We start from the raw sequence: 25,931 nt of genomic DNA on the forward strand, positions 1-25,931 counted from the left end.
ATTACCTACATAAGCAGGCACGAGGTGCGTGGTGGATTTCCCTTCCCGTTTTGAAGTGATCGTCATCGGCGGCGGTCATGCCGGTACCGAGGCAGCACTGGCGTCAGCCCGCATGGGGGTCAAAACCCTGTTGCTGACGCACAACGTGGAAACCCTTGGTGCCATGAGTTGCAACCCCGCCATTGGTGGGATCGGCAAAAGCCACCTGGTCAAGGAAATCGACGCCCTTGGCGGTGTGATGGCCATGGCTACCGACAAGGGTGGTATTCAATTTCGTGTGCTCAACAGCCGCAAAGGCCCGGCCGTGCGCGCTACTCGAGCACAGGCCGACCGCATTCTGTACAAAGCGGCAGTACGCGAAACCCTGGAAAACCAGGCCAACCTGTGGATATTTCAGCAAGCTGCTGACGACCTGATCGTCGAACAGGACCAGGTTCGCGGCGTTGTCACGCAAATGGGCCTGCGTTTCTTTGCAGAATCCGTGGTGCTGACCACCGGTACCTTCCTCGGTGGACTTATCCACATCGGGATGCAGAACTATTCGGGTGGCCGTGCCGGTGATCCACCGTCCATTGCCCTGGCTCATCGCCTGCGCGAACTGCCACTGCGTGTCGGTCGCCTGAAAACCGGGACCCCGCCGCGTATCGACGGGCGTTCTGTGGATTTCTCGGTAATGACCGAGCAAGCCGGGGATACGCCGATCCCGGTGATGTCGTTCATGGGGTCCAAGGAGCAGCACCCGAAACAGGTGAGTTGCTGGATTACCCACACCAATGCGCGTACCCACGAAATCATCGCGGCCAACCTTGATCGTTCGCCGATGTATTCCGGGGTGATTGAGGGCATCGGCCCGCGCTATTGCCCGTCGATCGAAGACAAGATCCACCGCTTTGCCGACAAGGAAAGCCACCAGGTCTTTATCGAGCCGGAGGGTTTGACTACCCACGAGCTGTACCCGAACGGGATTTCCACTTCCCTGCCGTTCGACGTGCAAATCCAGATCGTGCAGTCGATTCGCGGCATGGAAAACGCGCACATCGTGCGACCTGGCTACGCCATCGAGTACGACTACTTCGATCCACGGGACTTGAAATACAGCCTGGAAACCAAAGTGATCGGCGGCCTGTTCTTCGCCGGGCAAATCAACGGTACCACCGGTTACGAAGAAGCCGGCGCCCAGGGTTTGCTGGCCGGGACCAATGCGGCATTGCGCGCCCAGGGCAAAGACAGCTGGTGCCCGCGTCGCGATGAAGCGTACATCGGGGTGTTGGTTGACGACCTGATTACCCTGGGTACCCAGGAACCGTATCGGATGTTCACTTCCCGGGCCGAATATCGCCTGATCCTGCGCGAAGACAACGCCGACCTGCGCCTGACCGAAAAAGGTCGCGAGCTGGGCCTGGTCGATGACGCGCGTTGGGCAGCGTTCTGCAAAAAACGTGAAAGCATCGAACTGGAAGAGCAGCGCCTGAAAAGTACTTGGGTGCGTCCGGGTACTGAGCAAGGCGATGCCATTGCCGAAAAATTTGGCACGCCGCTGACCCACGAGTACAACCTGTTGAACCTGCTGTCCCGTCCGGAAATCGACTACGCTGGTCTGGTCGAAGTCACTGGCGGCGGCGCAGAAGATCCACAGGTGGCCGAGCAGGTCGAAATCAAGACCAAATATGCCGGTTACATTGACCGTCAGCAGGACGAGATCGCTCGACTGCGCGCCAGTGAAGATACCAAGCTGCCTGTGGATATCGATTACACCGGGATTTCCGGCCTGTCGAAAGAAATTCAAAGCAAGCTGGGGATAACTCGTCCCGAGACCCTGGGCCAGGCTTCCCGTATCCCGGGCGTCACCCCGGCAGCCATTTCGCTGTTGATGATTCATTTGAAAAAACGCGGCGCGGGCCGTCAGTTGGAGCAAAGCGCTTGAGTTCGTTGGTCACCTCGCAACACGCCGAAGAGTTATCCACAGGTGCGCGCCAATTGGGCGTGGAACTGACCGAAGCCCAGCATGAGTTGCTGTTGGGTTATCTGGCCCTGTTGATCAAATGGAACAAGGCCTACAACCTGACTGCGGTGCGCGATCCGGACGAAATGGTCTCGCGGCATTTGCTCGACAGCTTGAGCGTGATGCCATTCATCGAAAACGGGCGCTGGTTGGACGTTGGCAGTGGCGGAGGCATGCCTGGCATCCCGCTGGCCATCCTGTTTCCCGAGTCGCAAGTGACATGCCTGGACAGCAACGGTAAGAAAACCCGCTTCCTGACCCAGGTCAAACTCGAACTCAAGCTGGACAACCTGCAAGTTATCCACAGCCGCGTAGAAGCCTTCACGCCTGAGCAGCCCTTCAAGGGAATTGTTTCCAGGGCCTTCAGCAGCATGGAGAACTTCAGCAACTGGACGCGCCACCTGGGCGACCTGAACACCCGTTGGCTGGCAATGAAGGGCGTTCATCCAAGCGACGAGCTGTTAGCATTGCCGGCAGACTTCCACCTCGATAGCGAACACGCCTTGGCCGTACCCGGTTGCCAAGGCCAACGCCATCTGCTGATACTGCGCCGCACGGCATGATTGGGAACACAAGCAAGAATGGCTAAGGTATTCGCGATAGCGAACCAGAAAGGTGGCGTGGGCAAAACCACCACCTGCATCAACCTCGCAGCATCCCTGGTCGCTACCAAGCGTCGGGTGCTGTTGATCGATCTCGATCCACAGGGCAACGCCACCATGGGTAGCGGTGTGGATAAACACGGCCTGGAAAACTCGGTCTACGACTTGCTGATTGGCGAGTGCGACCTGGCCCAGGCCATGCACTATTCCGAGCACGGCGGTTATCAACTGCTGCCGGCCAACCGCGATCTGACCGCGGCGGAAGTGGTGCTGCTGGAAATGCAGATGAAAGAAAGCCGTCTGCGCAGCGCCCTGGCGCCGATCCGCGAGAATTACGATTACATTTTGATCGACTGCCCGCCGTCGCTGTCTATGCTGACGCTCAACGCGTTGGTCGCCGCCGATGGGGTGATTATCCCCATGCAGTGCGAGTACTTCGCCCTCGAAGGCTTGAGCGACCTTGTGGATAACATCAAGCGCATCGCTGAGTTGCTCAACCCGAACCTGAAAGTCGAAGGCCTGCTGCGGACCATGTATGACCCGCGCCTGAGCCTGATGAACGATGTGTCGGCGCAGCTCAAGGAGCACTTTGGCGACCAGCTCTACGACACAGTGATCCCACGGAACATCCGCCTGGCCGAAGCGCCAAGCTATGGCATGCCCGCGCTGGCGTACGACAAGTCATCCCGTGGTGCCATTGCCTACCTGGCGCTGGCCGGCGAGATGGTTCGTCGCCAACGCCGCAACTCACGCACCGCTGCAGCCCAGCCAACTTAAGGAATCCCCATGGCCGTCAAGAAACGAGGTCTCGGACGTGGACTGGATGCACTGCTGAGTGGTCCGACTGTCACTTCGCTGGAAGAACAGGCGGTGCAGGCCGACTCCCGTGAGCTGCAACACTTGCCGTTGGACCTGATCCAGCGTGGCAAGTACCAGCCGCGCCGGGACATGGACCCGCAGGCGCTGGAAGAGCTGGCCAATTCGATCAAGGCCCAGGGCGTGATGCAGCCGATTGTGGTGCGCCCCATTGGTGGCGGTCGGTTTGAAATCATCGCCGGCGAACGCCGCTGGCGCGCCAGTCAGCAGGCCGGCCAGGAAACCATCCCGGCGATGGTGCGCGATGTGCCGGATGAAACTGCCATTGCCATGGCATTGATCGAGAATATCCAGCGCGAAGACCTCAATCCCATCGAGGAAGCCATTGCCCTGCAGCGCTTGCAGCAGGAATTCAAGCTGACCCAGCAGGAAGTGGCCGATGCGGTGGGCAAATCCCGTGTCACGGTTTCCAACCTGTTGCGTCTGATCGCGCTTCCAGAAGTGATCAAGACCATGTTGTCCCACGGTGACCTGGAAATGGGTCATGCCCGTGCTTTGCTCGGTTTACCGGAAAATCAACAGGTTGAAGGGGCGCGACACGTTGTCGCACGAGGTCTCACCGTTCGTCAGACCGAGGCCCTGGTTCGCCAGTGGCTCAGCGGCAAACCTGCACCGGTTGAAACCGCCAAAACTGATCCGGATATTGCGCGCCTTGAGCAGCGCCTGGCCGAGCGGCTGGGCTCTGCGGTGCAAATTCGCCACGGTAAGAAGGGTAAAGGGCAATTGGTTATCGGATATAACTCCCTCGATGAGCTTCAGGGCGTTCTTTCCCACATCCGCTGAAACATTTGCTTATGTAGCGTGCAGTCGGAAATCACTACCCGGCAGTTGAATAGGGGCAGAACCGCCCCTATACTCTGCGCGCATTTTGTCGGCACAAATTATGCCAAGTTATTGATTTCCGGCAGCCGACCATTGAGGAGCAAGAGTGATGGAAACCCGCACGCCAAACACGTTGCCGTTCCATCGCTTGGCCGTTTTCCCGGTTTTATTGGCCCAATTTGTCATTCTGCTGATCGCCGCATTGGCGCTTTGGTATTGGCATGGGGTCGTAGCCGGGTATTCAGGACTCTGCGGAGGCCTGATAGCCTTGCTGCCCAATATGTATTTTGCTCACAGGGCCTTTCGGTTTTCCGGCGCCCGAGCAGCCCAGGCTATCGTCCGGTCTTTTTATGCCGGCGAAGCAGGGAAACTGATTTTGACGGCAGTGCTGTTTGCACTGACCTTTGCAGGTGTGAAGCCATTGGCGCCGCTAGCTGTATTCGGCGTCTTCGTGTTGACCCAACTGGTCAGCTGGTTCGCTCCCCTGCTAATGAAAACAAGACTTTCGAAACCTTAGGGCGTTTGAGGCAACCATGGCAGAAACAACCGCTTCGGGCTATATCCAGCACCACTTGCAGAACCTGACCTTCGGTCAGCTTCCCAACGGCGGCTGGGGCTTTGCCCACTCCGCAGCAGAGGCCAAAGAAATGGGCTTCTGGGCTTTCCACCTGGATACTCTGGGCTGGTCGGTCGCATTGGGTCTGATCTTCGTCCTGATTTTCCGCATGGCGGCAAAGAAGGCGACTTCCGGTCAGCCAGGTGCTTTGCAGAACTTCGTTGAAGTATTGGTCGAATTCGTCGATGGCAGCGTGAAAGACAGCTTCCATGGCCGTAGCCCGGTGATTGCACCGCTGGCACTGACCATCTTCGTCTGGGTGTTCCTGATGAACGCCGTCGACCTGATCCCGGTGGACTGGATCCCGCAAGTGGCCATGTGGATCAGCGGCGACCCGCACATCCCATTCCGTGCGGTATCGACCACTGACCCGAACGCTACCCTGGGCATGGCCCTGTCGGTGTTCGCGTTGATCATCTTCTACAGCATCAAGATCAAGGGCATTGGCGGCTTCATCGGCGAACTGACCCTGCACCCGTTCGGCAGCAAGAACATCTTCGTTCAAGCCCTGCTGATCCCGGTGAACTTCCTGCTGGAATTCGTCACCCTGATCGCCAAGCCGATTTCCCTGGCTCTGCGACTGTTCGGCAACATGTATGCCGGCGAGCTGGTGTTCATTCTGATCGCTGTGATGTTCGGCAGCGGCCTGCTCTGGCTTAGCGGCCTGGGCATTGTTCTGCAGTGGGCGTGGGCTGTGTTCCACATCCTGATCATTACCCTGCAGGCGTTTATCTTCATGATGCTGACCATCGTCTACCTGTCGATGGCGCACGAAGAGAACCATTAAGACCAGTCTCGACTAGTCTGATGTCCTTCCCGGTGAAACGGGAAGGTGGCCCCCAAGGGCTATGAAACGATTTGTTTTACCGCTTTAAAATCTAAAAAACCTAAACCATACGACGTAAAAGTCGGGAGGAAAGATGGAAACTGTAGTTGGTCTAACCGCTATCGCTGTTGCACTGTTGATCGGCCTGGGCGCCCTGGGTACTGCCATTGGTTTCGGCCTGTTGGGCGGCAAGTTCCTGGAAGGCGCAGCGCGTCAGCCAGAAATGGTTCCAATGCTGCAAGTTAAAATGTTCATCGTTGCCGGCCTGCTCGACGCCGTGACCATGATCGGTGTTGGTATCGCTCTGTTCTTCACCTTCGCGAACCCCTTCGTTGGTCAACTCGCCGGTTAATCACTCGTTTTTTCGAGTGATTGGTGTGTTGTGCAACGAACGAGCGAGGTATTGGCGTGAACATTAATGCAACCATTATTGGTCAGTCCTTAGCGTTCTTGATTTTTGTTGTTTTCTGCATGAAGTTCGTATGGCCTCCGGTCATCGCGGCTTTGCACGAACGTCAGAAGAAGATCGCGGATGGACTGGACGCTGCCGCACGAGCAGCTCGCGACCTGGAGTTGGCCCAAGATAAAGCGGGTCAGCAACTGCGCGAAGCGAAGGCTCAGGCAGCTGAAATCATTGAGCAAGCCAAGAAACGCGGTAACCAGATTGTTGAAGAGGCTGTTGAAAAAGCCCGTATCGACGCTGACCGTGTGAAGGTTCAGGCTCAGGCCGAGATCGAACAGGAATTGAACGGTGTCAAAGATGCGCTGCGTGCCCAACTGGGTGCTCTGGCCGTCGGCGGTGCTGAGAAGATCCTGGGTGCCACAATCGATCAAAACGCGCACGCGGAGCTGGTAAACAAACTGGCTGCTGAAATTTAAGCGAGGGCGATCATGGCAGAATTGACCACGTTGGCCCGACCTTACGCTAAGGCAGCCTTCGAGCACGCCCAGGCCCACCAGCAGCTGGCCTCTTGGTCAGCCATGCTCGGCCTGGCTGCAGCAGTGTCGCAAGACGACACCATGCAGCGCGTGCTCAAGGCCCCGCGACTGACGAGCGCAGACAAGGCCGCCACGTTTATTGACGTGTGCGGCGACAAGTTTGATGTGAAAGTGCAGAACTTCATCCACATCATTGCCGAAAACGACCGTCTCCTGCTTTTGCCGGAGATTGCCGCTCTGTTCGACCTGTACAAGGCCGAACAAGAGAAGTCGGTAGACGTTGAAGTGACCAGTGCTTTTGCATTGAACCAAGAACAGCAAGACAAACTCGCCAAGGTTCTCAGTGCACGACTCGACCGGGAAGTGCGCCTGCAAGTTGCGGAAGACCCATCCCTCATTGGGGGTGTTGTCATTCGCGCCGGCGACCTGGTTATCGATGGCTCGATTCGCGGCAAACTCGCGAATCTTGCCGAAGCATTGAAATCTTGAGTTTGAAGGGGCAGCAGAGCAATGCAGCAACTCAATCCTTCCGAAATAAGTGAAATTATCAAGGGCCGCATCGACAAGCTCGATGTGACCTCCCAAGCCCGTAACGAAGGCACTGTCGTCAGCGTATCTGACGGCATCGTGCGGATTCACGGTCTGGCCGACGTAATGTACGGCGAGATGATCGAGTTTCCGGGCGGCGTCTACGGTATGGCCCTCAACCTGGAGCAAGACTCCGTAGGTGCCGTTGTATTGGGCGCATACACCAGTCTGGCTGAAGGCATGAGCGCCAAGTGCACAGGCCGCATCCTCGAAGTTCCGGTTGGTAAGGAACTGCTGGGTCGCGTTGTCGACGCACTGGGTAACCCTGTTGACGGTAAAGGTCCACTGGGCAACACCGAGACCGACGCGGTCGAGAAAGTTGCTCCAGGCGTGATCTGGCGTAAGTCGGTAGACCAGCCTGTACAGACTGGCTACAAAGCTGTCGATGCCATGATCCCAGTCGGCCGTGGCCAGCGTGAGCTGATCATCGGTGACCGTCAGATCGGTAAGACCGCTCTGGCGATCGACGCGATCATCAACCAGAAAGACAGCGGCATTTTCTGCGTCTACGTAGCAATCGGTCAGAAACAATCGACCATCGCCAACGTGGTTCGCAAGCTGGAAGAAAACGGCGCCCTGGCCAACACGATCATCGTGGCTGCCAGTGCTTCGGAATCTCCTGCGCTGCAATTCCTGGCACCGTACTCCGGTTGCACCATGGGTGAATTCTTCCGCGACCGCGGTGAAGACGCGCTGATCGTTTATGACGATCTGTCCAAGCAAGCAGTGGCTTACCGCCAGATTTCCCTGCTGCTGCGCCGTCCACCAGGCCGTGAAGCCTACCCAGGCGACGTGTTCTATCTCCACTCCCGTCTGCTGGAGCGCGCATCGCGCGTATCCGAAGAGTACGTAGAGAAGTTCACCAACGGCGCAGTGACCGGCAAAACCGGTTCCCTGACCGCACTGCCGATCATCGAAACCCAGGCTGGCGACGTTTCCGCGTTCGTTCCGACCAACGTGATTTCCATCACCGACGGTCAGATCTTCCTGGAATCGGCCATGTTCAACTCCGGGATCCGTCCTGCTGTGAACGCCGGTGTTTCGGTATCCCGTGTGGGTGGTGCCGCTCAGACCAAGATCATCAAGAAGCTCTCCGGTGGTATCCGTACCGCTCTGGCTCAGTACCGTGAACTGGCGGCATTCGCCCAGTTCGCTTCTGACCTGGACGAAGCGACCCGTAAGCAACTTGAGCATGGTCAGCGCGTTACCGAGCTGATGAAGCAGAAGCAATACGCGCCAATGTCGATCGCTGACATGTCGCTGTCGCTGTATGCCGCTGAGCGTGGGTTCCTGACTGACGTCGAAATCGCCAAGGTCGGCAGCTTTGAACAAGCGCTGATTGCTTACTTCAACCGAGATCATGCCGATTTGATGGCCAAGATCAACGTGAAGGGTGACTTCAATGACGAAATCGACGCTGGCCTGAAGGCTGGTATCGAGAAGTTCAAGGCCACCCAAACCTGGTAAGCCGCAGCGGGAGCCGCAAGGCTCCCGCTTGCTAACCTGATAGGTGTTACATGGCAGGCGCAAAAGAGATTCGCAGTAAGATTGCGAGCATCAAAAGCACGCAAAAAATTACCAGCGCCATGGAGAAAGTGGCGGTCAGCAAAATGCGCAAGGCACAAATGCGCATGTCTGCTAGCCGTCCTTATGCGGAGCGTATCCGCCAGGTAATTGGGCATCTGGCCAACGCCAACCCGGAATACCGCCACCCGTTCATGATCGAGCGCGCCGTCAAGCGTGTAGGTTATGTGGTAGTGAGCAGTGACCGTGGTTTGTGCGGTGGTTTGAATACCAACCTGTTCAAGGCCCTGGTCAAGGACATGGCGGTAAACCGCGAAAACGGCGTCGAGATTGATCTGTGTGTTGTTGGTAGCAAGGGTGCGGCCTTTTTCCGCAACTTCGGCGGTAACGTCGTTGCAGCTATCAGCCACCTGGGTGAAGAGCCGTCGATCAATGACTTGATCGGCAGTGTGAAGGTGATGCTGGATGCGTACCTGGAAGGCCGGATCGACCGCCTGTCCGTGGTATCCAACAAGTTCATCAACACCATGACCCAGCAGCCAACCGTGGAGCAATTGATTCCACTGGTGGCGACCCCGGATCAGGAACTCAAGCACCACTGGGACTACCTCTACGAACCAGACGCCAAAGAGCTGCTTGACGGCTTGATGGTGCGCTACGTGGAGTCGCAGGTGTACCAGGCGGTGGTCGAGAACAACGCAGCTGAACAAGCGGCGCGGATGATCGCGATGAAAAACGCTACCGACAACGCCGGTGATCTGATCAGCGATTTGCAGCTGATCTACAACAAGGCGCGTCAGGCTGCGATCACCCAAGAGATCTCGGAAATCGTCGGCGGCGCTGCCGCGGTTTAACGGTTCAAATATTCAGAGGATCCAGCTATGAGTAGCGGACGTATCGTTCAAATCATCGGCGCCGTTATCGACGTGGAATTCCCACGCGACAGCGTACCGAGCATCTACAACGCGCTGAAAGTACAAGGCGCGCAAACGACTCTCGAAGTTCAGCAGCAGCTGGGCGACGGCGTAGTTCGTACCATTGCGATGGGTTCCACCGAAGGCTTGAAGCGCGGTCTGGACGTTGTCGACACTGGCGCTGCCATCTCCGTACCGGTCGGTAAAGCGACCCTGGGCCGGATCATGGACGTACTGGGCAACCCGATTGACGAAGCTGGCCCGATCGATACTGAAGAGCGCTGGGGCATTCACCGTCCAGCACCTTCGTTCGCCGAGCAAGCGGGCGGCAACGACCTGCTGGAAACCGGCATCAAGGTTATCGACCTGGTTTGCCCGTTCGCCAAAGGCGGTAAAGTCGGTCTGTTCGGTGGTGCCGGTGTAGGCAAAACCGTAAACATGATGGAACTGATCCGTAACATCGCCATCGAGCACAGCGGTTATTCCGTGTTCGCCGGTGTGGGTGAGCGTACTCGTGAGGGTAACGACTTCTACCACGAGATGAAGGACTCCAACGTTCTGGACAAAGTGGCACTGGTCTACGGTCAGATGAACGAGCCGCCGGGTAACCGTCTGCGCGTAGCACTGACTGGCCTGACCATGGCCGAGAAGTTCCGTGACGAAGGTAACGACGTTCTGCTGTTCGTCGACAACATCTACCGTTACACCCTGGCCGGTACTGAAGTATCCGCACTGCTGGGCCGTATGCCTTCTGCAGTAGGTTACCAGCCGACCCTGGCTGAAGAGATGGGCGTTCTGCAAGAACGTATCACTTCGACCAAGGAAGGTTCGATCACTTCGATCCAAGCGGTATACGTACCTGCGGATGACTTGACCGACCCGTCGCCAGCGACCACCTTCGCCCACTTGGACGCCACCGTCGTACTGTCCCGTGACATCGCTTCCCTGGGTATCTACCCAGCGGTCGATCCACTCGACTCGACTTCGCGCCAACTGGACCCGAACGTGATCGGCCAGGAGCACTACGACACCGCTCGCGGCGTTCAGTACGTGCTGCAGCGCTACAAAGAGCTGAAGGACATCATTGCGATCCTGGGTATGGACGAGCTGTCGGAAACCGACAAGCAGTTGGTATCCCGCGCTCGTAAGATCCAGCGCTTCTTGTCGCAGCCGTTCTTCGTGGCTGAAGTCTTCACCGGTGCTTCGGGTAAATACGTTTCCCTGAAAGACACCATCGCTGGCTTCAAAGGCATCCTCAACGGTGACTACGACCACCTGCCAGAACAAGCGTTCTACATGGTCGGCGGCATCGAAGAAGCGATCGAGAAAGCCAAGAAACTGTAATCCAGGCGCCCGGCAACGGGCGCTCATCAGGTTGAGGCAATCAGATGGCTATGACAGTCCATTGCGATATCGTCAGCGCGGAAGGGGAAATCTATTCCGGCCTGATCGAGATGGTAGTAGCGCACGGCGGCTTGGGTGATCTTGGTATCGCCATGGGTCACGCTCCGTTACTTACTGATCTCAAGCCAGGTCCGATTACTTTGACCCAGCAGAACGGGGAAAAGGAGGTGTTCTACATCTCTGGTGGTTTCCTCGAAGTTCAGCCAAACAAGGTCACAGTACTTGCCGACACCGTGCAACGTGCTGGCGACCTGGATGAAGCCTCCGCTCAGGAAGCCGTCAAGGCTGCCGAGAAGGCCCTGAACGAAAAGGGTGCGGACTTCGACTACAGCGCTGCTGCTGTACGTCTGGCCGAGGCTGCAGCCCAGCTGCGCACGCTCCAGCAGATCCGCAAGAAGTAAGCGGCCAAGCCGTCATGCTTCATGCGCGATTGATTAAAAAGGGTAGCCTCGGCTACCCTTTTTCTTTTTTTGCAAAACACTTCTTTGGTCTGAAGCCGGACCGCCCAGGATTGGTAGCCATTCATGTCTCTTGAAATCGTCATTCTCGCCGCAGGCCAGGGCACTCGCATGCGTTCAGCCCTGCCCAAGGTACTGCACCCGGTTGCTGGCAACTCCATGCTTGGCCATGTTATCCACAGCGCCCGGCAATTGGAGCCACAGCGTATCCACGTGGTGATTGGCCACGGCGCCGACGTGGTGCGTGAGCGTCTGGCCGCCGACGACTTGAATTTCGTATTGCAGGACAAGCAATTGGGGACCGGTCATGCCACGGCGCAAGCCGTACCGTTCATCAAGGCTGACACTGTGCTGATCCTTTACGGTGACGTGCCGCTGATCGAAGTAGAAACCCTGCAGCGCCTGCTCAAACACGTGGTGCCTGGCCAGATGGGGTTGCTCACCGTCGAGCTGGACGACCCGACCGGTTACGGCCGTATCGTGCGCAATGCCGACGGCAAGGTCACCGCCATCGTCGAGCACAAGGACGCCACTGAGGCCCAGCGGGCAATTACCGAAGGCAACACCGGGATTCTCGCGGTACCGGCAGCTCATTTGGCGGACTGGATGAGTCGTCTGTCGAACAACAACGTCCAGGGCGAGTACTACCTCACCGACGTCATCGAGATGGCCGTCAACGATGGCCTGGTGGTCGCCACCGAGCAGCCCCACGACCCGATGGAAGTGCAGGGCGCCAACGACCGCAAGCAGCTGGCGGAGCTGGAGCGGCACTACCAACTGCGCGAAGGCCGCCGCTTGATGGCCCAGGGCGTGACGCTGCGTGATCCGGCGCGTTTCGATGTGCGCGGTGAGGTTACCGTAGGCCGTGACGTGCTGATCGATATCAACGTGATCCTTGAAGGCCGCGTGATCATTGAAGACGACGTGGTGATTGGCCCCAACTGCGTAATCAAGGACAGCACCCTGCGCAAAGGTGTGGTGATCAAGGCTAACAGCCATATTGACGGTGCGGTGATGGGTGAGGGCAGCGATGCAGGGCCGTTCGCGCGGTTGCGGCCGGGCAGCGTGCTGGGCGCCAGGGCCCATGTGGGTAACTTTGTTGAGCTGAAAAACGCACGGATGGGCGACGATGCGAAGGCAGGGCACCTGGCCTACCTTGGCGATGCAGTGATCGGGGCCCGCAGCAACATTGGCGCTGGCGCCATTACCTGCAATTACGATGGTGCCAACAAGTATCAGACGACGATTGGTGAAGACGTCTTTATCGGCTCCAATAATTCACTGATTGCGCCCGTCACCATTGGCGATGGTTCAAACACCGCGGCAGGCTCAACCATCAACCAGGATGTGGATAAGTCACAATTGGCAGTAGCCCGCGCCCGCCAACGCAATATCGACGGCTGGAAACGCCCGGTCAAAATCAAAAAGACCTGAGTTATCCACAACCTTCAGGCACCACCCATCAATGTGGGAGCTGGCTTGCCTGCGATAGCGATATTTCAGTCACGTTTTCATCGACTGATACACCGCTATCGCAGGCAAGCCAGCTCCCACACTTTTGATCTGGGGCTTCAATAAAATTTCATTTCTCTGCTTGACGATCTTTCGTCAATAGGTTTTGATTGCCTTCGTTATCTTTCGAATCGAAACTTATCATCACCATGTCGAAACGAAATACACCGCAAAGACGCCACAACATCCTCACCTTGCTCAACGAGCAGGGTGAAGTGAGCGTGGACGAATTGGCCAAGCGTTTCGAAACCTCCGAAGTGACCATCCGCAAGGACCTCGCCGCGCTGGAAAGCAACGGCTTGCTGCTGCGTCGCTACGGTGGCGCAATTACCATGCCCCAGGAACTGGTGGGCGATCCTGCCCAGCCCATTTCTGTGCACAAGCGCGCGATCGCCCGGGCGGCGGTCAAACGGCTGCGTGAACATGCACGGATCATCATCGACAGCGGCAGCACCACCGCCGCGATGATCCCCGAGCTGGGTCATCAACCGGGCCTGGTGGTGATGACCAACTCCCTGCATGTGGCCAGTGCCCTGAGTGAGTTGGAGCATGAGCCGGTGCTGTTGATGACCGGCGGCACCTGGGACCCGCACTCGGACTCGTTCCAGGGTCAGGTCGCTGAACAAGTGCTGCGTTCCTATGACTTCGACCAACTGTTTATCGGCGCTGACGGCATCGACCTGCAGCGCGGCACCACCACCTTCAATGAATTGCTGGGCCTGAGCCGGGTGATGGCCGAAGTCGCCCGTGAAGTGGTGGTGATGGTCGAATCCGACAAGATCGGCCGCAAGATCCCCAACCTGGAACTGCCCTGGAGCAGCGTCCATACCCTTATTACTGATGATCGCCTGCCGCTTGAGGCCCGCGACCAGATTCAAGCCCGCGGCATTACGCTGATTTGCGCGGCAGTCATCTAGGAGAAAAACCATGTGTGGAATTGTAGGCGCAGTCGCTGAACGAAACGTTACCGCCATTTTGCTCGAAGGCCTCAAGCGCCTCGAATACCGTGGCTACGACAGTGCCGGCGTGGCGGTTTTCAGCAACGCAGGCAAGCTTGAGCGCATGCGTCGCCCGGGCAAGGTCAGCGAACTGGAGCAGGCGTTGGCCGGTGAGCCCCTGGCTGGCCGCCTGGGCATCGCCCACACCCGCTGGGCAACCCACGGTGCGCCGTGCGAACGCAATGCACACCCACACTTCTCCGGTGATATTGCGGTGGTGCACAACGGCATCATCGAGAACCACGAAGTGCTGCGCGAACAACTCAAGGGCCTGGGCTATGTGTTTACCTCGGACACCGACACCGAAGTCATCGCCCACCTGCTCAACCATAAGCTCAAGGACCACAGCGACCTGACCACCGCCCTCAAGGCCACGGTCAAGGAACTGCATGGCGCCTACGGCCTCGCCGTGATCAGCGCCAGCCAGCCGGATCGTGTGGTTGCCGCCCGCAGTGGCAGCCCGCTGGTGATCGGCCTGGGCCTGGGGGAGAACTTCCTGGCGTCCGACCAACTGGCCCTGCGCCAGGTCACTGACCGCTTCATGTACCTGGAAGAAGGTGATATCGCCGACATCCGCCGTGAAAGCGTGGCGATCTGGGACGTCAACGGCAACTCTGTCGAGCGCGAAGCCGTGCAATACCGCGACGGTGCCGAAGCTGCCGACAAGGGCGAGTTCCGCCATTTCATGCTCAAGGAAATCCACGAGCAACCCGCCGTGGTGCAACGCACCCTGGAAGGACGCCTTGGCGACAAGCAAGTGCTGGTCAACGCGTTCGGCCCACAAGCCGCCGAGCTGTTCGCCAAAGTGCGCAATGTACAGATCGTCGCCTGTGGTACCAGCTACCACGCCGGCATGGTCGCCCGTTACTGGCTCGAAGAACTGGCCGGCATCCCGTGCCAGGTCGAAGTCGCCAGTGAGTTCCGCTACCGCAAGGTCGTGGTGCAGCCCGACACGCTGTTTGTGACCATCTCCCAGTCCGGCGAGACCGCCGACACCCTGGCGGCCCTGCGCAATGCCAAAGAGCTGGGCTACCTGGCGAGCCTGGCGATCTGCAACGTCAGCATCAGCTCCCTGGTGCGTGAGTCCGACCTGACTCTACTGACCCAGGCCGGCCGCGAAATCGGCGTAGCCTCCACCAAAGCCTTCACCACCCAGTTGGTGGGCCTGCTGCTGCTGACCCTGTCCCTGGGCCAGGTGCGCGGCACATTGGCCGCAGGCGTCGAAGCTACCCTGGTAGAAGAACTGCGCCGCCTGCCGACTCGCCTGGGCGAAGCCCTGGCTATGGACAGCACGGTAGAGAAAGTCGCGGAGCTGTTTGCCGACAAGAACCACACCCTGTTCCTGGGCCGTGGTGCGCAATACCCCGTGGCAATGGAAGGCTCCCTGAAACTCAAGGAAATCTCCTATATCCACGCCGAAGCCTACCCGGCCGGTGAACTCAAGCACGGCCCATTGGCCCTGGTGGACGACGACATGCCCGTGGTCACCGTTGCGCCGAACAATGAACTGCTGGAGAAGCTCAAGTCCAACCTGCAGGAAGTGCGCGCCCGTGGCGGCCAACTGATCGTGTTCGCCGATGAGAAGGCCGGCATGACCAACGGTGAAGGCACCCACGTCATCAACATGCCGCACATCCACGACACCCTGTCGCCGATCCTCTACACCATCCCGCTGCAATTGCTGTCGTACTACGTGGCCGTGCTCAAGGGCACCGACGTTGACCAGCCGCGTAACCTGGCCAAGTCGGTGACGGTTGAGTAACGTCTATAGGGTGGTTTTAGAGAATCAAATCTGACGCAGGTAGCTGACCGTTCTGATCAGCGCCTGCTACAGACGCGCCACCGTCCTCAATGGCTACACGAAGTACCCTGGGCCCGATCTCTATAGGTGGAAGTCGCCCGCAGCCTCCGGCTGGTAAAGCACTTTCCTGATCTCAATCCGGCGGGTCCGGTCAGAAATCCGCCAGTCGATGGCGTCCCCCTCCTGATAACCCAAAATGGCGGCGCCGATGTCGGAATACACGGAATGCTTCCCTGCGTTGCTGTCCGCGTCTTCGGGGTAGACCAGGGCCACTTCGATCTCTTCGTCGTCCAGCTGCAGCAAGGCCCTGGAGTTCATCGTGACGACATTGCGCGCCACCTGCTGTGGCTTGACGACAATGGCTCGCTCAAGCTCGTGTTCGAGTTCAACAACGGCCGGGCCAGGCTCGAGCACGATCAGGCTCTCGAGCCTGGCCTTGTCGATTTCAGTGATGTAGATCCTAGTGGCGTCGCCAACGGCACCTTCGCGCAAGGACTGGAGATAGCGCCCCACCGTCATCGAAAACGACTTCAATGTCGGTGTTTCGCTCTCAAGCACAAAGCCGCTGCGCAGAAAGGCTTTCAGCGAGCGCGCGTTGTCCGGGTGGATCTTGGCGATGAGCTTCTTGGCCCGCATGTCGAGGAAGGCCAGTTTCATGCCCTCGCGGATCGTGCGGGCGCCAAGGTTCCTGCCCCATTTGTCGCTGTCTCCGATGACCAGGACGATCTCGCAATCTGAGCCGGTCTTGATGAGACGGACAAAGCCCACCGGGGCGTCATGCCGGTCATAGGCCATGAAGAATCGCCCGCCCCGGTTGAATAGATGGGTCAGGATCGGCAATTGAGTCCGATCGATGGCGTGCTCGATGGAGCGGGAGACATCACGCGAATCGCTCAGGTAGCAGGTGACGCGCTCATCCTCCAACCAGTCCATCAGCGTCAGCGCATGCGCCCGAGTAATTTCAGGGCACAGCGAAATGAAAGGCTTGTTCATCTTCAGCACACTTATTTGTAGTCGAAAAGGGCGGAAGCCCTCCATGGTCATGGCCATGACGGTTCTTTCGGCAACCGGCTATGTTAAGACATAACGCGAGGAATGCCGAACAGCCTGGAGAGTTCGAGGAAATCATCGTTTTACCGAACCCTGCCCTTGATCCGATCCAGAGGCTCGCCGTGAGGGGCTCCATCAAATGTCCGTGGATGTCGTGTGAAGACTGGGTGCAACAGTTTTAATTCTCTAAATTCACTGTGACTGGATCAACTTCAAGTCTTGCACAACCCTCGACGAATTGATCACCGCACCCCCGTAATGCTCACCCCTTCGCGGGCTGTTTTATTTGTGCTGGTCATCTCGAAGATTCCCGGTGTTAAGACCAAACTTGATCTGGGGAAACTACTTACAGATCATTCTGGTTGAATGCGGATGGCTGACTTAAGTAAGGGCTACAGATAATCTTTTAATTATTAAACTCTTTTTAAAGCATGATTTTTCAAGGGGCTTCGAGGTGTTTGTTTACGTGCTTTAAACGCTGGTATAACGCTATTTTCGGCGTCGGGAGGGTCCCATTTTTTGTGGTATGATCCGGCGCATCTTTGGGCTGGTGCAAGGTCTGATAGCTTCTGTCTATTCTGCCTTACCCCAAGTTTCAGGCGTGGTTTTGGCCTGGTGCTTCAAGGACGAGCGATTTGAACGTTTGGTAATGGCTACCCCATCTTGGCAATGACCCTGTGGCGCTGAAACTCTCGGTCAGGGTGTGACACATTCAGGCTATATATGGCGATCTCGGATAAACGACTCATCCAGTCTTTTAATTAATTTTTGCGAGAGTTGGTGATGGCTTATTTTCCCTGTTTTTTATCTGTCGTTTTTGTCGTTCGTAATCAGGGCGATAAAATTGAAAAAATACTCTCCGAAGCCGCCGAAGTCATTGCGAAAACAGTCAGTGACTATGAGCTGATCGTTGTGGATAACGCGTCCGATGATGACAGTGTCATGGTCTTGAAGGGCCTGACCAGCGAGAAAGGCCTGGCCAACTTGCAGGTCTATGCATTGACCAAGGAAGTGGACACCGACACCGCCTCCTGGGTCGGCCTGGAAAACGCCTTGGGTGACTATGTCGCGGTCATCGATCCGCTGGTGGACGACATCAACTTCGTCCCACAGATGCTTGATCAGGCGGTCAGTGGCGCCGATGTTGTTTTTGCCCACAACGAACAAAAGAGCACCCAGAGCCTGGCCTATCGTTGGGCCAACGCGGTGTTCCACAGCATGTACAACCGCTTCAACGGGGTTCACCTTGCCAAGGAAGCGCCTCAGTACCGCATCCTGAGCAAGCGGGTGATCAACTTCATCCTGCAACACCCCCAGCCTTCGATGACTTACCGCCATCTACCGGCCACCGGTGGTTTTGCCCGGGCCTATCTCAAGTACAGCGCGGTACCCCAGGCCTGCAGCCCCAAGCGCCTGGGCGACAGTATCGATCGTGGCGTGCGCTTGCTGGTTTCCACCACGCGCGCGCCTATGCGCCTGGTGACCTACCTCTCGCTGTTTGGCGCGGTTGCCAACCTGGTGTACTGCGTCTATGTGATCTCGGTAGGTATCTTCAAGGCTGATGTAGCGCCCGGCTGGATCAGTTTCTCGCTCCAGCAGTCGGGCATGTTTTTCCTGATTTCCCTGGTGTTGCTGGTGCTGGGTGAATACATCCTCAACATGGCCAGCCTGTCGAATGAAGGGCCGCTCTATCATGTAGGCCAGGAGTTCACCAGCGCACGCATGACCCGGCGCGAGAAGCTGAATATTGAAGAGGCAGCACCTGGTTCGGTCGTGCCGCAGGTCCATCCCACCGAACGAGCTTCCTGATGTCGAGCACCCAAGCCAGCCAGCCTGAGCAGGATGCCGTCATTATCGGCGGGGGGTTTTACGGTGCAGCCATTGCGGTGTACCTGGCCAAGCAGAGGGGTTTCAAAAGGATCCTGTTGGTAGAGCGTGAGGCGGCACTGATGACGCGCGCCAGTTACAACAACCAGGCTCGTGTGCATAACGGCTATCACTACCCGCGCAGCTTCACGACGGCTTATCGCAGCCGGGTCAACTTGCCCAGGTTTGTCCAGGACTGGCCGCAGGTGGTCAAGCAGGACTTTACCAAGCTGTACGCCATTGCCCGCCGCAACTCCAAGGTCACGGCCAAGCAGTTCGAGCGCTTTTGCCGGGACATCGGTGCGGACCTAAAACCTGCCGATCCAGCGCTGCGTGACTTGTTCGAGCCACGCTTGATAGAAGAAGTGTTCCTGGTCGAGGAATATGCGTTCGACACCACTCGCCTGGCGGCCTGGGCGGCTCGCGAGCTGGCAGAAAGCGGTGTGCAGATCCGCTATCAGACACGTGTCACTTCGATTTCCAGGGGCGCGACGGCGCCTTTGCAAGTGGTCACCCAAACCTCCCAGGGCGAGGAGGCGCTGACGACCTGCCGGTACGTCTTCAACTGTACGTACAGTGGCCTCAATCAGTTTGCGGGTGATTTCGCGGGGGTGAGTACCGGCCTCAAGCAAGAGATCACGGAAATGGCCTTGATGCAGATGCCCGAATCCCTTGAGGGGTTGGGTGTCACGGTGATGGATGGACCGTTCTTTTCACTGATGCCGTTTCCGGCCCGTGGGCTGCACACTTTGTCCCATGTACGCTATACGCCGCACTTGCACTGGAATGATGAAAAAGGCCTCGATCCCTACGAAAAGCTGCGGCTTTATGAGCGCGATTCACGGGTCGACCGCATGGTCAGGGACGTCGGGCGGTATATCCCCGAAGTGCTCAAGGCCCAACACAAGGATTCGCTGTTCGAGGTCAAGACCATCCTGGTGAAGAATGAAGGTGATGATGGGCGCCCGATTCTTTTCGAGAAGCACGCCGAGTTGCCAGGTTGCTTTTCTGTGCTGGGTGGCAAGATAGACAACATTTACGATGTGCTTGAAAAACTGGATACCGAGAGTTTTTCCCATCAAGGTCAATAAAACTTCAGGTTTGGAGCGGAAAAAGATGAATTCGCTTATTGGTTTCTCCGGGTTTGTCGGGGGCACGCTTCTTAAACAGGCTTCCTTTGGGGACTTGTACCGGTCCACCAACATCAGTGAGATAGAAGGCAAATCCTTCGACCTCGTGGTCTGTGCCGGCGCCCCGGCGCAAAAATGGATTGCCAACCGCGAGCCTGAGGCCGACCGCCAGAAGATCGAAGCACTGATCGCCCATCTGAAAACCATCCAGTGCAAGACTTTCGTGCTGATCAGCACGGTTGATGTGTTCAAAAGCCCCATCGGCGTTGATGAAGACACCCCGGTCGATGAGTCCGGCCTGCATGCCTATGGCCTGCACCGTAGGCTGCTGGAAACCTTCGTCGAAAGTCATTTTCCGAATCACTTGATCGTTCGCCTGCCAGGGCTCGTCGGGCCTGGATTGCGTAAAAACGTGATTTTTGACTTCCTCAACGACAACAACCTGCAGGCCATCGATAGCCGGGGCGTGTTCCAGTTCTACCCGATGATCAACTTGTGGTACGACATCCAGACCGCGCTCGATGCGGGACTCAAGCTGGTCCACCTGACTGCCCAGGCAGTGAGTGTCGCGGACATTTCGCAGAAGGGCTTCGGCAAGCCTTTCACCAATACCCTGGCCAATGCGGCCGCTACCTATGACATGCAGACCAAGCATGCGCAGCTGTTTGGTGGCACGGGGCGTTACCAGTACAGCGCTCGTGAAACCGTGCAGGCCGTGCGGGCCTACGCGCAGTCGGAGCCGCTCAAGGCCGCATCGGGAGCACAGGCATGAGGCTGGCGATTTCCAATATCGCGTGGGAGACCACCGAGGACGAAGCCATTGCTGAACTGCTTGCGCGGTTTGCCGTCGATGCAATTGATATTGCACCGGGCAAATACTTCCCGGAGCCTGCCAAGGCCACGGACGAAGAGATTGCGCGGGTCAAGGATTGGTGGTCGCAGCGTGGGATTGCGTTGACCGGTATGCAGGCATTGCTGTTCGGCACTACGGGCCTGAATGTGTTCGGCTCCGTGCAAAGCCAGGCGGACTTGCTGCAACACCTGGCGGGCGTGTGCCGCATTGGCGCGGGCCTGGGGGCAACACGGATTGTGTTTGGCTCACCGAAGAACCGTGATCGCAGTGGTTTGACCGATCAGCAGGCGCAGGATGCCGCTGTGGCGTTCTTCCGGCAATTGGGCGATATCGCCCAGGCGAGCGGTGTGACGATCTGCCTGGAGCCTAACCCCACCTGCTACGGTGCGAACTTCATGACCACCAGTGCGGAAACTGCGAGGGTGGTGCGGGCAATCGATCATCCGGCTATCCGTATGCAACTGGACACCGGGGCGTTGGCAATCAACGGTGAAGACCCGTTCACAGTGCTTGATGATTGTGCCGAGTTGATCGGGCATATCCACGCCAGTGAACCTGACTTGCTCCCATTAGGTGACGGCGGTACTGACCACGAAAAAATGGCACGTGCCGTAGCCCAATACTTGCCGGGGCATGTGGTCACCATTGAGATGGTGGCTACCAAGGCTGAACCCCATGCGCAATCGATCGAGCGTGCGCTGCAGGTTGCCCGCGAGTATTACCGCACCCCCGACGAGGTGACGGCATGAGCATGAAATGGATCATTTTGATCCTGGGTATCTTGTCGAACGCCTCCGCCAGCGTTCTGGTGAAGATGGCAATGATGCCCCCGCGCAAATTCCCTTCCTTGAGCGACCCGATGGCGGCACTCAGCAACTGGCCGTTCTGGGTCGGGCTGGGCCTGTATGGCGCTGCGTTCCTGCTCTATGCCGCGGCCTTGGCCCGTTTGCCTTTGAACGTGGCGCACCCGGTCCTGACGGCCGGGGCTATTGCGACGGTCGCCCTGTTTTCCCTGCTGTTTTTCCGTGAGTCCTTTCACTGGACCACGGGAGTCGGCATCGCCCTGGTTATTGCTGGCGTAGGGCTGATCACAGCTCGCGTCGTTTGATGGAAATTAAAATGACTTCTTCTGATATTGCTCCCGATGTCCGTGCCGGCTGGCAGGTACCTTCCTTTGACACACCACTCTGGCTGGGTCGCCAGCACCCTTGGTGCGTGGTCATCCCGGTCATCAACGAAGGTGACCGGATCAAGAACCTGCTCACTCGTATGGCGGCGTTCAACATCGCGGACATGGCCGACATTATTATCGTCGATGGTGGCAGTTCTGACGGCTCGCTCGAGTTGCAATCACTGCAGCAGGTGGGTGTGCGCGGCCTGCTGGTCAAGACGGCCCCGGGCAAGTTGAGCGCGCAGCTGCGCTGCGCCTATGCCTTCGCCCTGGACCAGGGCTACGAAGGTATCGTGACCATTGATGGCAACGACAAGGATGATCCAGAGGCCATCCCACGCTTTATCGAAGCACTCAAGCAGGGTGTGGATTTTGTCCAGGCTTCGCGTTTTGTCGAGGGTGGTGTTGCCGAGAACACCCCCAAGTCCCGCGATTTTGCTATCCGTTTTATCCACGCGCCGATGCTGAGCCTGTTTTCCGGCTTCAAGTGGACAGATACCACCCAGGGTTTTCGCGCCTACAGCCGCAAGATGCTGATTGATCCGAAGATGGCGATCTTCCGTGATGTGTTCACCACCTATGAGCTGCTTGCCTACCTGTCATACCGGGCGCCGAAATTGGGTTATCGCTGCGTGGAACTGGCGACAGTACGTCGTTATCCCCAAGGTGAAGTACCGACCAAGATCAGCAGCGTAAAAGGCAACCTTTCGGTACTGGCGGTATTGTTCCGAGCCTGTTTTGGCAAGTACAACTAAAGATCTGGTCGTGAAATGTTCAAGCATCTGGAAATGAATGAAAGGGTTTCTTCAGTGCTGGCGACCGTGGTTATCACGGCGTTTGCACTGTTGCTATGTCTGGGTATCTCGACCGCACCCAAGTATGCCGACTTCATCGTGGGCTACATCAGTTGGACCGCAGATACCAAGTTTCAGGACCAGGTGGTTGCTCCGGTATTCATCGCTGTTCTTTTCTGCGCGTTACTGTTTTTTACCTCCTTGATGGGGCGTCATAAAAAACAATTCGGGAGTGACAGCGCACTGGTCTTATCCAACCAATGGTTGTGGTGGTCGCTCCCGGCTATCACCGCCATTGCATGCATGGTGCTTGGCACGGATTTGGAGCCGAAAGTCCTCTACTGCTCGGTGTTTGGTGTCTCGTTTATCGCGTTGGCGGCCACGGTTGGCGTGGTCAGAAAAGTCAATGTCGACCCCCGTGTATTCGGCCTGGGCGCGCTCGGTATCCTGTTGCTGGCGCTGGTACAGCTAGAGGTGGTGTTGGCGCTGGGCCGAGCGCCAGCTGCCTTGACCGAAGGGATTGAGCTGTCCAGATACGCCAAGCCCACTTATGGGATAGCCATCGTCGGATGGATCCTGGGTATGGCGTATATCCTGTGGAACCCCAAGGGGTTTGCACGAGTTGCCTCGTGGCTGGTGATGGCCGGTCAGTTGGGGTTGTCGACCTTTTACCTGGCGCTGTACCCCGCTCGAATACAGGAGCCAGATGGCAGTATTTCCAAGTACGAGACCACGGTCTGGTTGAAGGTACTGGTTATCGGAATGCTGGCCTGGGGCGTGATAGATGTACTGCGGCGTTTCCGTCGGTATACATCAACCAGCGACATTGCCACGTTGCTGTCGCCTATCGCGTTCTTCGGCTTGCTGGTGGGATTGAAAATGGGAACGACCATTTTCCCCAACATCAGCGCTGACGACTATCACTTCGGTGAAAGCCTGTTGGGCTGGTGGTCCTACATTCAAGGTGCCGTTCCCTACATTGACTATATTCCTGCCCACGGCGTCATCGGTGATGACCTGACCCAGTTCTTGTCATTTGTGTTTTATGACGGTTCTGCCGGCAGCATTATTCATGTCGGTAACCTCAGCATCGCATTGTTGTCTTTTGCCGCTTTCCTGTCGCTCTACTATTTTTCGCGCAGTATCGGGCTAGCGTTTGCCGCCATCTTCTTCCTGACCGCGAACATTATCTGGCTGTTTCTGATCCCGTTTCTCTGCCTGTGGTTGAACCCGTCGTTGCGCCAGCGTCCTGAGCGATGGCTGCTGGTGTGGATGATCACGGCGCCACTGGTAGTCCTCGGAATCCCGCCACAAGGGCTGCTGCTTGCGGCGGCGTCCGGGGTGATGGCTGCTTATTACGCCTGGCACCTCTGGAAAGCGCCACCCCCTCGGAAACTGAAGGGCATTGTGATTGCAGGTGTGGTGCTCCTGGTGCTGGCGGTGGTTACGCCAGCGGGGATCATGCTGTTGGGGGCTATCCGTTATGTCTTGGAAAACGGACCTATCAACCAGGTAGCCTACGGCGTGCCATGGGAACTGAGCTGGGAGGGAGCGCGCAAAGGTTTCGTGTTTGAAGCGTTGCGTATGTCCTGGATCGCTATTCCACTGGCGTGCCTGATGTTGGTACATCGCTGGTTCCAAACACCAGAGCGGCGCCTCGACACCTTGCTGCCATTGCTGGTGGTGTTCCTCTTTGCGTTGTTGTTGATCCCTTATTCGATGGGCCGCGTCGATCCTGGCGGCATGTCTCGCCCGGGATTGGCGGCGAGTTTCGGTTGGGCGATCCTGTTTCCTATCGTCTGCTGGGGCATGCTCAGTGCGCGCAGCAAAGTGGTCATGGTTGTCCTGGCCGCGAGTATGAGCGCATCTCTGGGCTTCACTCCGGTGTCGATCAATAACCTGGTCAAATCCACCACGGCTGTTATCAGCACCCAAGGGTTGGGAATCAGTGATGGTGTGGCGGCAGGCCTGCCGAATATTGGCCGGTCCTTTGTACAGCCTCCTCACTGGGACAGACTCACCCGTCTGTCGCGAGTGTTGGCTGGCAATGTTCCGGCGGGCGAAACTTATTTGGACCTGAGCTCGCGCAACGCCCAGTACTTCTACCTGGGTTATCGGCCGCTGCTGCCGGTCACCGCGGCGTACAACATGGTGTCGCCAGCCCAGCAACTGCGGGCTATCGAGACTCTGAAACAAGACTTGCCGACCATCGCCTTGCTGGAAGGGATGAACATCATTCACGACGGCGGCGGCCTGGCGCTGCGTAATCCGTACCTGTATCGGTTCATTGTCGATCACTACGACCCGGTCTATGTGGATGGTTTCATTCTCGGGCGGAAAAAGGGCAGTGCCTCAGCGCCAGTCGCCAGCATCGAGATTCCCTTGATGGACTTTACCGACGCGAACTGGAGCCACGGCATCAATCGCACGGTCGCAGCGCTCTATGTGTCCGATCCGGGCATGTTGGCGGCGTTGAAGGTGGGTGATCAGATCCAGATCAACCAGGGCGAGGTGCGCCGTATTCGCGAGATACGTGTCGCGGGTCAAAGCATATGGCTGGAGGGTCCGGCGTTGCAGGTTTCCGACGCTGACCCGGTAAGCCACCCACGGCTGATCGAACCTCGCCCCGAAGCGATTGCCGAATACCAGGCAGCCTTGTTGCAGCGCGCTTTTGCATCAACAGACCTGAAGAAAATCCCTGTCGCCTGGGGCCGTTCCCAAGGTTCCCTGGGCAACAAGATGACGCTGATCAATAACCTGGTTGACGTAAAGCCGAGCCTTAGCCAGTTGGTTGTACAAAAAAGCAGCTACCGGGTGGAGGGTGGTGATCCATCGATGAGTTTCGATCTTGCGGCGCTGAATCTATCTGGCCACGACGCTGGCCTGCTCAAGTTCGAGTTCCGCTGCTCAGGCCGCGCTGCGGAGCCGCGTATGCAGGTGTTCTGGTGGGGAGACGGGCAACAAGGGCCGTTCGAAGCCTCCAGTGTTCGTTTCAATGCAGAGGACGGGACGTTGATCGTGCCGTTGGATGCGTCACCGCGTTGGTTGACGTTGCAGCATGTGAAAGGCATCCGGATCGATTTGGACAATGCTGGCGCTTGCAGCAGTTTCAAGGTTGATAACCTGGGGCTCTACCAGCGGCAGCACTGATGTAAGTCGCTCTAAACCCACAAGACCCGATGTCC

General features: G+C 57.5%; 24 protein-coding genes. 23 read left to right on the forward strand and 1 reads right to left on the reverse strand.

Annotated elements, in window-relative coordinates:
• Positions 1–31 precede the first annotated feature (31 nt).
• The 16 genes from mnmG (at position 32) to glmS (ending at position 15,843) form a co-directional block, all read left to right on the forward strand.
• A complete protein-coding gene (mnmG, locus tag BHC62_RS25495) occupies positions 32–1,924 on the forward strand; it encodes a tRNA uridine-5-carboxymethylaminomethyl(34) synthesis enzyme MnmG (RefSeq protein ID WP_029290183.1) in 1,893 nt (630 codons plus the stop codon).
• Entirely contained in the window at positions 1,921–2,565 is a 645-nt protein-coding gene (gene rsmG, locus BHC62_RS25500; protein WP_070996614.1) for a 16S rRNA (guanine(527)-N(7))-methyltransferase RsmG, read from the forward strand. Before mnmG ends, rsmG begins: the two co-directional genes overlap by 4 nt.
• Positions 2,566–2,583: 18 nt before the next feature.
• Entirely contained in the window at positions 2,584–3,381 is a 798-nt protein-coding gene (locus tag BHC62_RS25505; RefSeq protein ID WP_005792605.1) for a ParA family protein, read from the forward strand.
• Between the two features lie 9 nt (positions 3,382–3,390).
• Positions 3,391–4,263 (forward strand): ParB/RepB/Spo0J family partition protein, encoded by an 873-nt coding sequence (locus tag BHC62_RS25510; RefSeq protein ID WP_070996615.1) that lies wholly within the window; start codon positions 3,391–3,393, stop codon positions 4,261–4,263.
• 148 nt (positions 4,264–4,411) lie between these two features.
• Positions 4,412–4,819: a F0F1 ATP synthase subunit I gene (locus BHC62_RS25515; protein ID WP_010565865.1), complete on the forward strand. Its 408-nt coding sequence runs from the start codon at positions 4,412–4,414 to the stop codon at positions 4,817–4,819.
• Positions 4,820–4,835: 16 nt separating this feature from the next.
• Positions 4,836–5,705, forward strand: coding sequence for a F0F1 ATP synthase subunit A (gene atpB / locus BHC62_RS25520; RefSeq protein WP_029290172.1), 870 nt, complete (start codon positions 4,836–4,838; stop codon positions 5,703–5,705).
• Between the two features lie 133 nt (positions 5,706–5,838).
• Positions 5,839–6,096, forward strand: a complete 258-nt coding sequence (gene atpE / locus BHC62_RS25525; RefSeq protein ID WP_002555987.1) for a F0F1 ATP synthase subunit C — start codon at positions 5,839–5,841, stop codon at positions 6,094–6,096.
• 56 nt (positions 6,097–6,152) lie between these two features.
• Positions 6,153–6,623: a F0F1 ATP synthase subunit B gene (locus BHC62_RS25530; protein ID WP_008439543.1), complete on the forward strand. Its 471-nt coding sequence runs from the start codon at positions 6,153–6,155 to the stop codon at positions 6,621–6,623.
• Positions 6,624–6,635: 12 nt separating this feature from the next.
• Positions 6,636–7,172: a F0F1 ATP synthase subunit delta gene (locus tag BHC62_RS25535; RefSeq protein ID WP_029290139.1), complete on the forward strand. Its 537-nt coding sequence runs from the start codon at positions 6,636–6,638 to the stop codon at positions 7,170–7,172.
• Positions 7,173–7,193: 21 nt separating this feature from the next.
• Positions 7,194–8,738, forward strand: a complete 1,545-nt coding sequence (gene atpA, locus BHC62_RS25540; RefSeq protein ID WP_029290137.1) for a F0F1 ATP synthase subunit alpha — start codon at positions 7,194–7,196, stop codon at positions 8,736–8,738.
• Between the two features lie 50 nt (positions 8,739–8,788).
• Positions 8,789–9,649, forward strand: coding sequence for a F0F1 ATP synthase subunit gamma (gene atpG / locus BHC62_RS25545; protein WP_029290134.1), 861 nt, complete (start codon positions 8,789–8,791; stop codon positions 9,647–9,649).
• A 27-nt stretch (positions 9,650–9,676) separates the two neighbouring features.
• On the forward strand, positions 9,677–11,053 hold the full coding sequence (gene atpD, locus BHC62_RS25550; protein WP_029290131.1) for a F0F1 ATP synthase subunit beta: 1,377 nt from the start codon (positions 9,677–9,679) through the stop codon (positions 11,051–11,053).
• A gap of 44 nt (positions 11,054–11,097) precedes the next feature.
• Complete coding sequence (locus BHC62_RS25555; protein WP_029290129.1) at positions 11,098–11,514, forward strand: F0F1 ATP synthase subunit epsilon; 417 nt, start codon at positions 11,098–11,100, stop codon at positions 11,512–11,514.
• A 123-nt stretch (positions 11,515–11,637) separates the two neighbouring features.
• The gene (glmU, locus tag BHC62_RS25560) at positions 11,638–13,005 is read left to right on the forward strand and encodes a bifunctional UDP-N-acetylglucosamine diphosphorylase/glucosamine-1-phosphate N-acetyltransferase GlmU (protein ID WP_070996617.1); all 1,368 of its coding nucleotides are present in this window, start codon (positions 11,638–11,640) and stop codon (positions 13,003–13,005) included.
• Between the two features lie 227 nt (positions 13,006–13,232).
• On the forward strand, positions 13,233–14,000 hold the full coding sequence (locus BHC62_RS25565) for a DeoR/GlpR family DNA-binding transcription regulator (RefSeq protein ID WP_029290123.1): 768 nt from the start codon (positions 13,233–13,235) through the stop codon (positions 13,998–14,000).
• Positions 14,001–14,010: 10 nt separating this feature from the next.
• Positions 14,011–15,843: a glutamine--fructose-6-phosphate transaminase (isomerizing) gene (gene glmS, locus BHC62_RS25570; RefSeq protein WP_029290121.1), complete on the forward strand. Its 1,833-nt coding sequence runs from the start codon at positions 14,011–14,013 to the stop codon at positions 15,841–15,843.
• Between the two features lie 120 nt (positions 15,844–15,963).
• Here glmS and BHC62_RS25575 read toward each other — a convergent pair whose 3' ends face one another.
• Positions 15,964–16,932, reverse strand: coding sequence for a bifunctional GNAT family N-acetyltransferase/nucleoside diphosphate kinase regulator (locus BHC62_RS25575; RefSeq protein WP_029290119.1), 969 nt, complete (start codon positions 16,930–16,932; stop codon positions 15,964–15,966).
• A 783-nt stretch (positions 16,933–17,715) separates the two neighbouring features.
• Here BHC62_RS25575 and BHC62_RS25580 point away from each other — a divergent pair.
• Genes BHC62_RS25580 through BHC62_RS25610 form a run of 7 tightly spaced genes read left to right on the forward strand, consistent with a single transcriptional unit; the run spans position 17,716 to position 25,896 of the window.
• Positions 17,716–18,741, forward strand: coding sequence for a glycosyltransferase (locus tag BHC62_RS25580; protein ID WP_070996619.1), 1,026 nt, complete (start codon positions 17,716–17,718; stop codon positions 18,739–18,741).
• Positions 18,741–19,889, forward strand: coding sequence for an FAD-binding oxidoreductase (locus BHC62_RS25585; RefSeq protein WP_070996620.1), 1,149 nt, complete (start codon positions 18,741–18,743; stop codon positions 19,887–19,889). The genes BHC62_RS25580 and BHC62_RS25585 overlap by 1 nt, the downstream gene beginning before the upstream one ends.
• Before the next feature lie 25 nt (positions 19,890–19,914).
• Positions 19,915–20,700 carry an NAD(P)-dependent oxidoreductase gene (locus BHC62_RS25590; RefSeq protein ID WP_070996623.1) on the forward strand — a complete coding sequence of 262 codons (786 nt, stop codon included), beginning with the start codon at positions 19,915–19,917 and terminating at the stop codon, positions 20,698–20,700.
• Positions 20,697–21,530, forward strand: a complete 834-nt coding sequence (locus tag BHC62_RS25595) for a sugar phosphate isomerase/epimerase (RefSeq protein WP_070996624.1) — start codon at positions 20,697–20,699, stop codon at positions 21,528–21,530. The genes BHC62_RS25590 and BHC62_RS25595 overlap by 4 nt, the downstream gene beginning before the upstream one ends.
• 2 nt (positions 21,531–21,532) lie before the next feature.
• Entirely contained in the window at positions 21,533–21,889 is a 357-nt protein-coding gene (locus BHC62_RS25600) for an SMR family transporter (RefSeq protein ID WP_070996626.1), read from the forward strand.
• Positions 21,890–21,900: 11 nt separating this feature from the next.
• Complete coding sequence (locus BHC62_RS25605) at positions 21,901–22,707, forward strand: glycosyltransferase family 2 protein (RefSeq protein ID WP_070996628.1); 807 nt, start codon at positions 21,901–21,903, stop codon at positions 22,705–22,707.
• A 15-nt stretch (positions 22,708–22,722) separates the two neighbouring features.
• Entirely contained in the window at positions 22,723–25,896 is a 3,174-nt protein-coding gene (locus BHC62_RS25610; protein WP_070996629.1) for a hypothetical protein, read from the forward strand.
• Positions 25,897–25,931 lie beyond the last annotated feature (35 nt).

It is taken from the genome of Pseudomonas sp. 06C 126 (assembly GCF_001855215.1).
In the GTDB taxonomy this organism is placed as follows: Bacteria; Pseudomonadota; Gammaproteobacteria; order Pseudomonadales; family Pseudomonadaceae; genus Aquipseudomonas; species Aquipseudomonas proteolytica.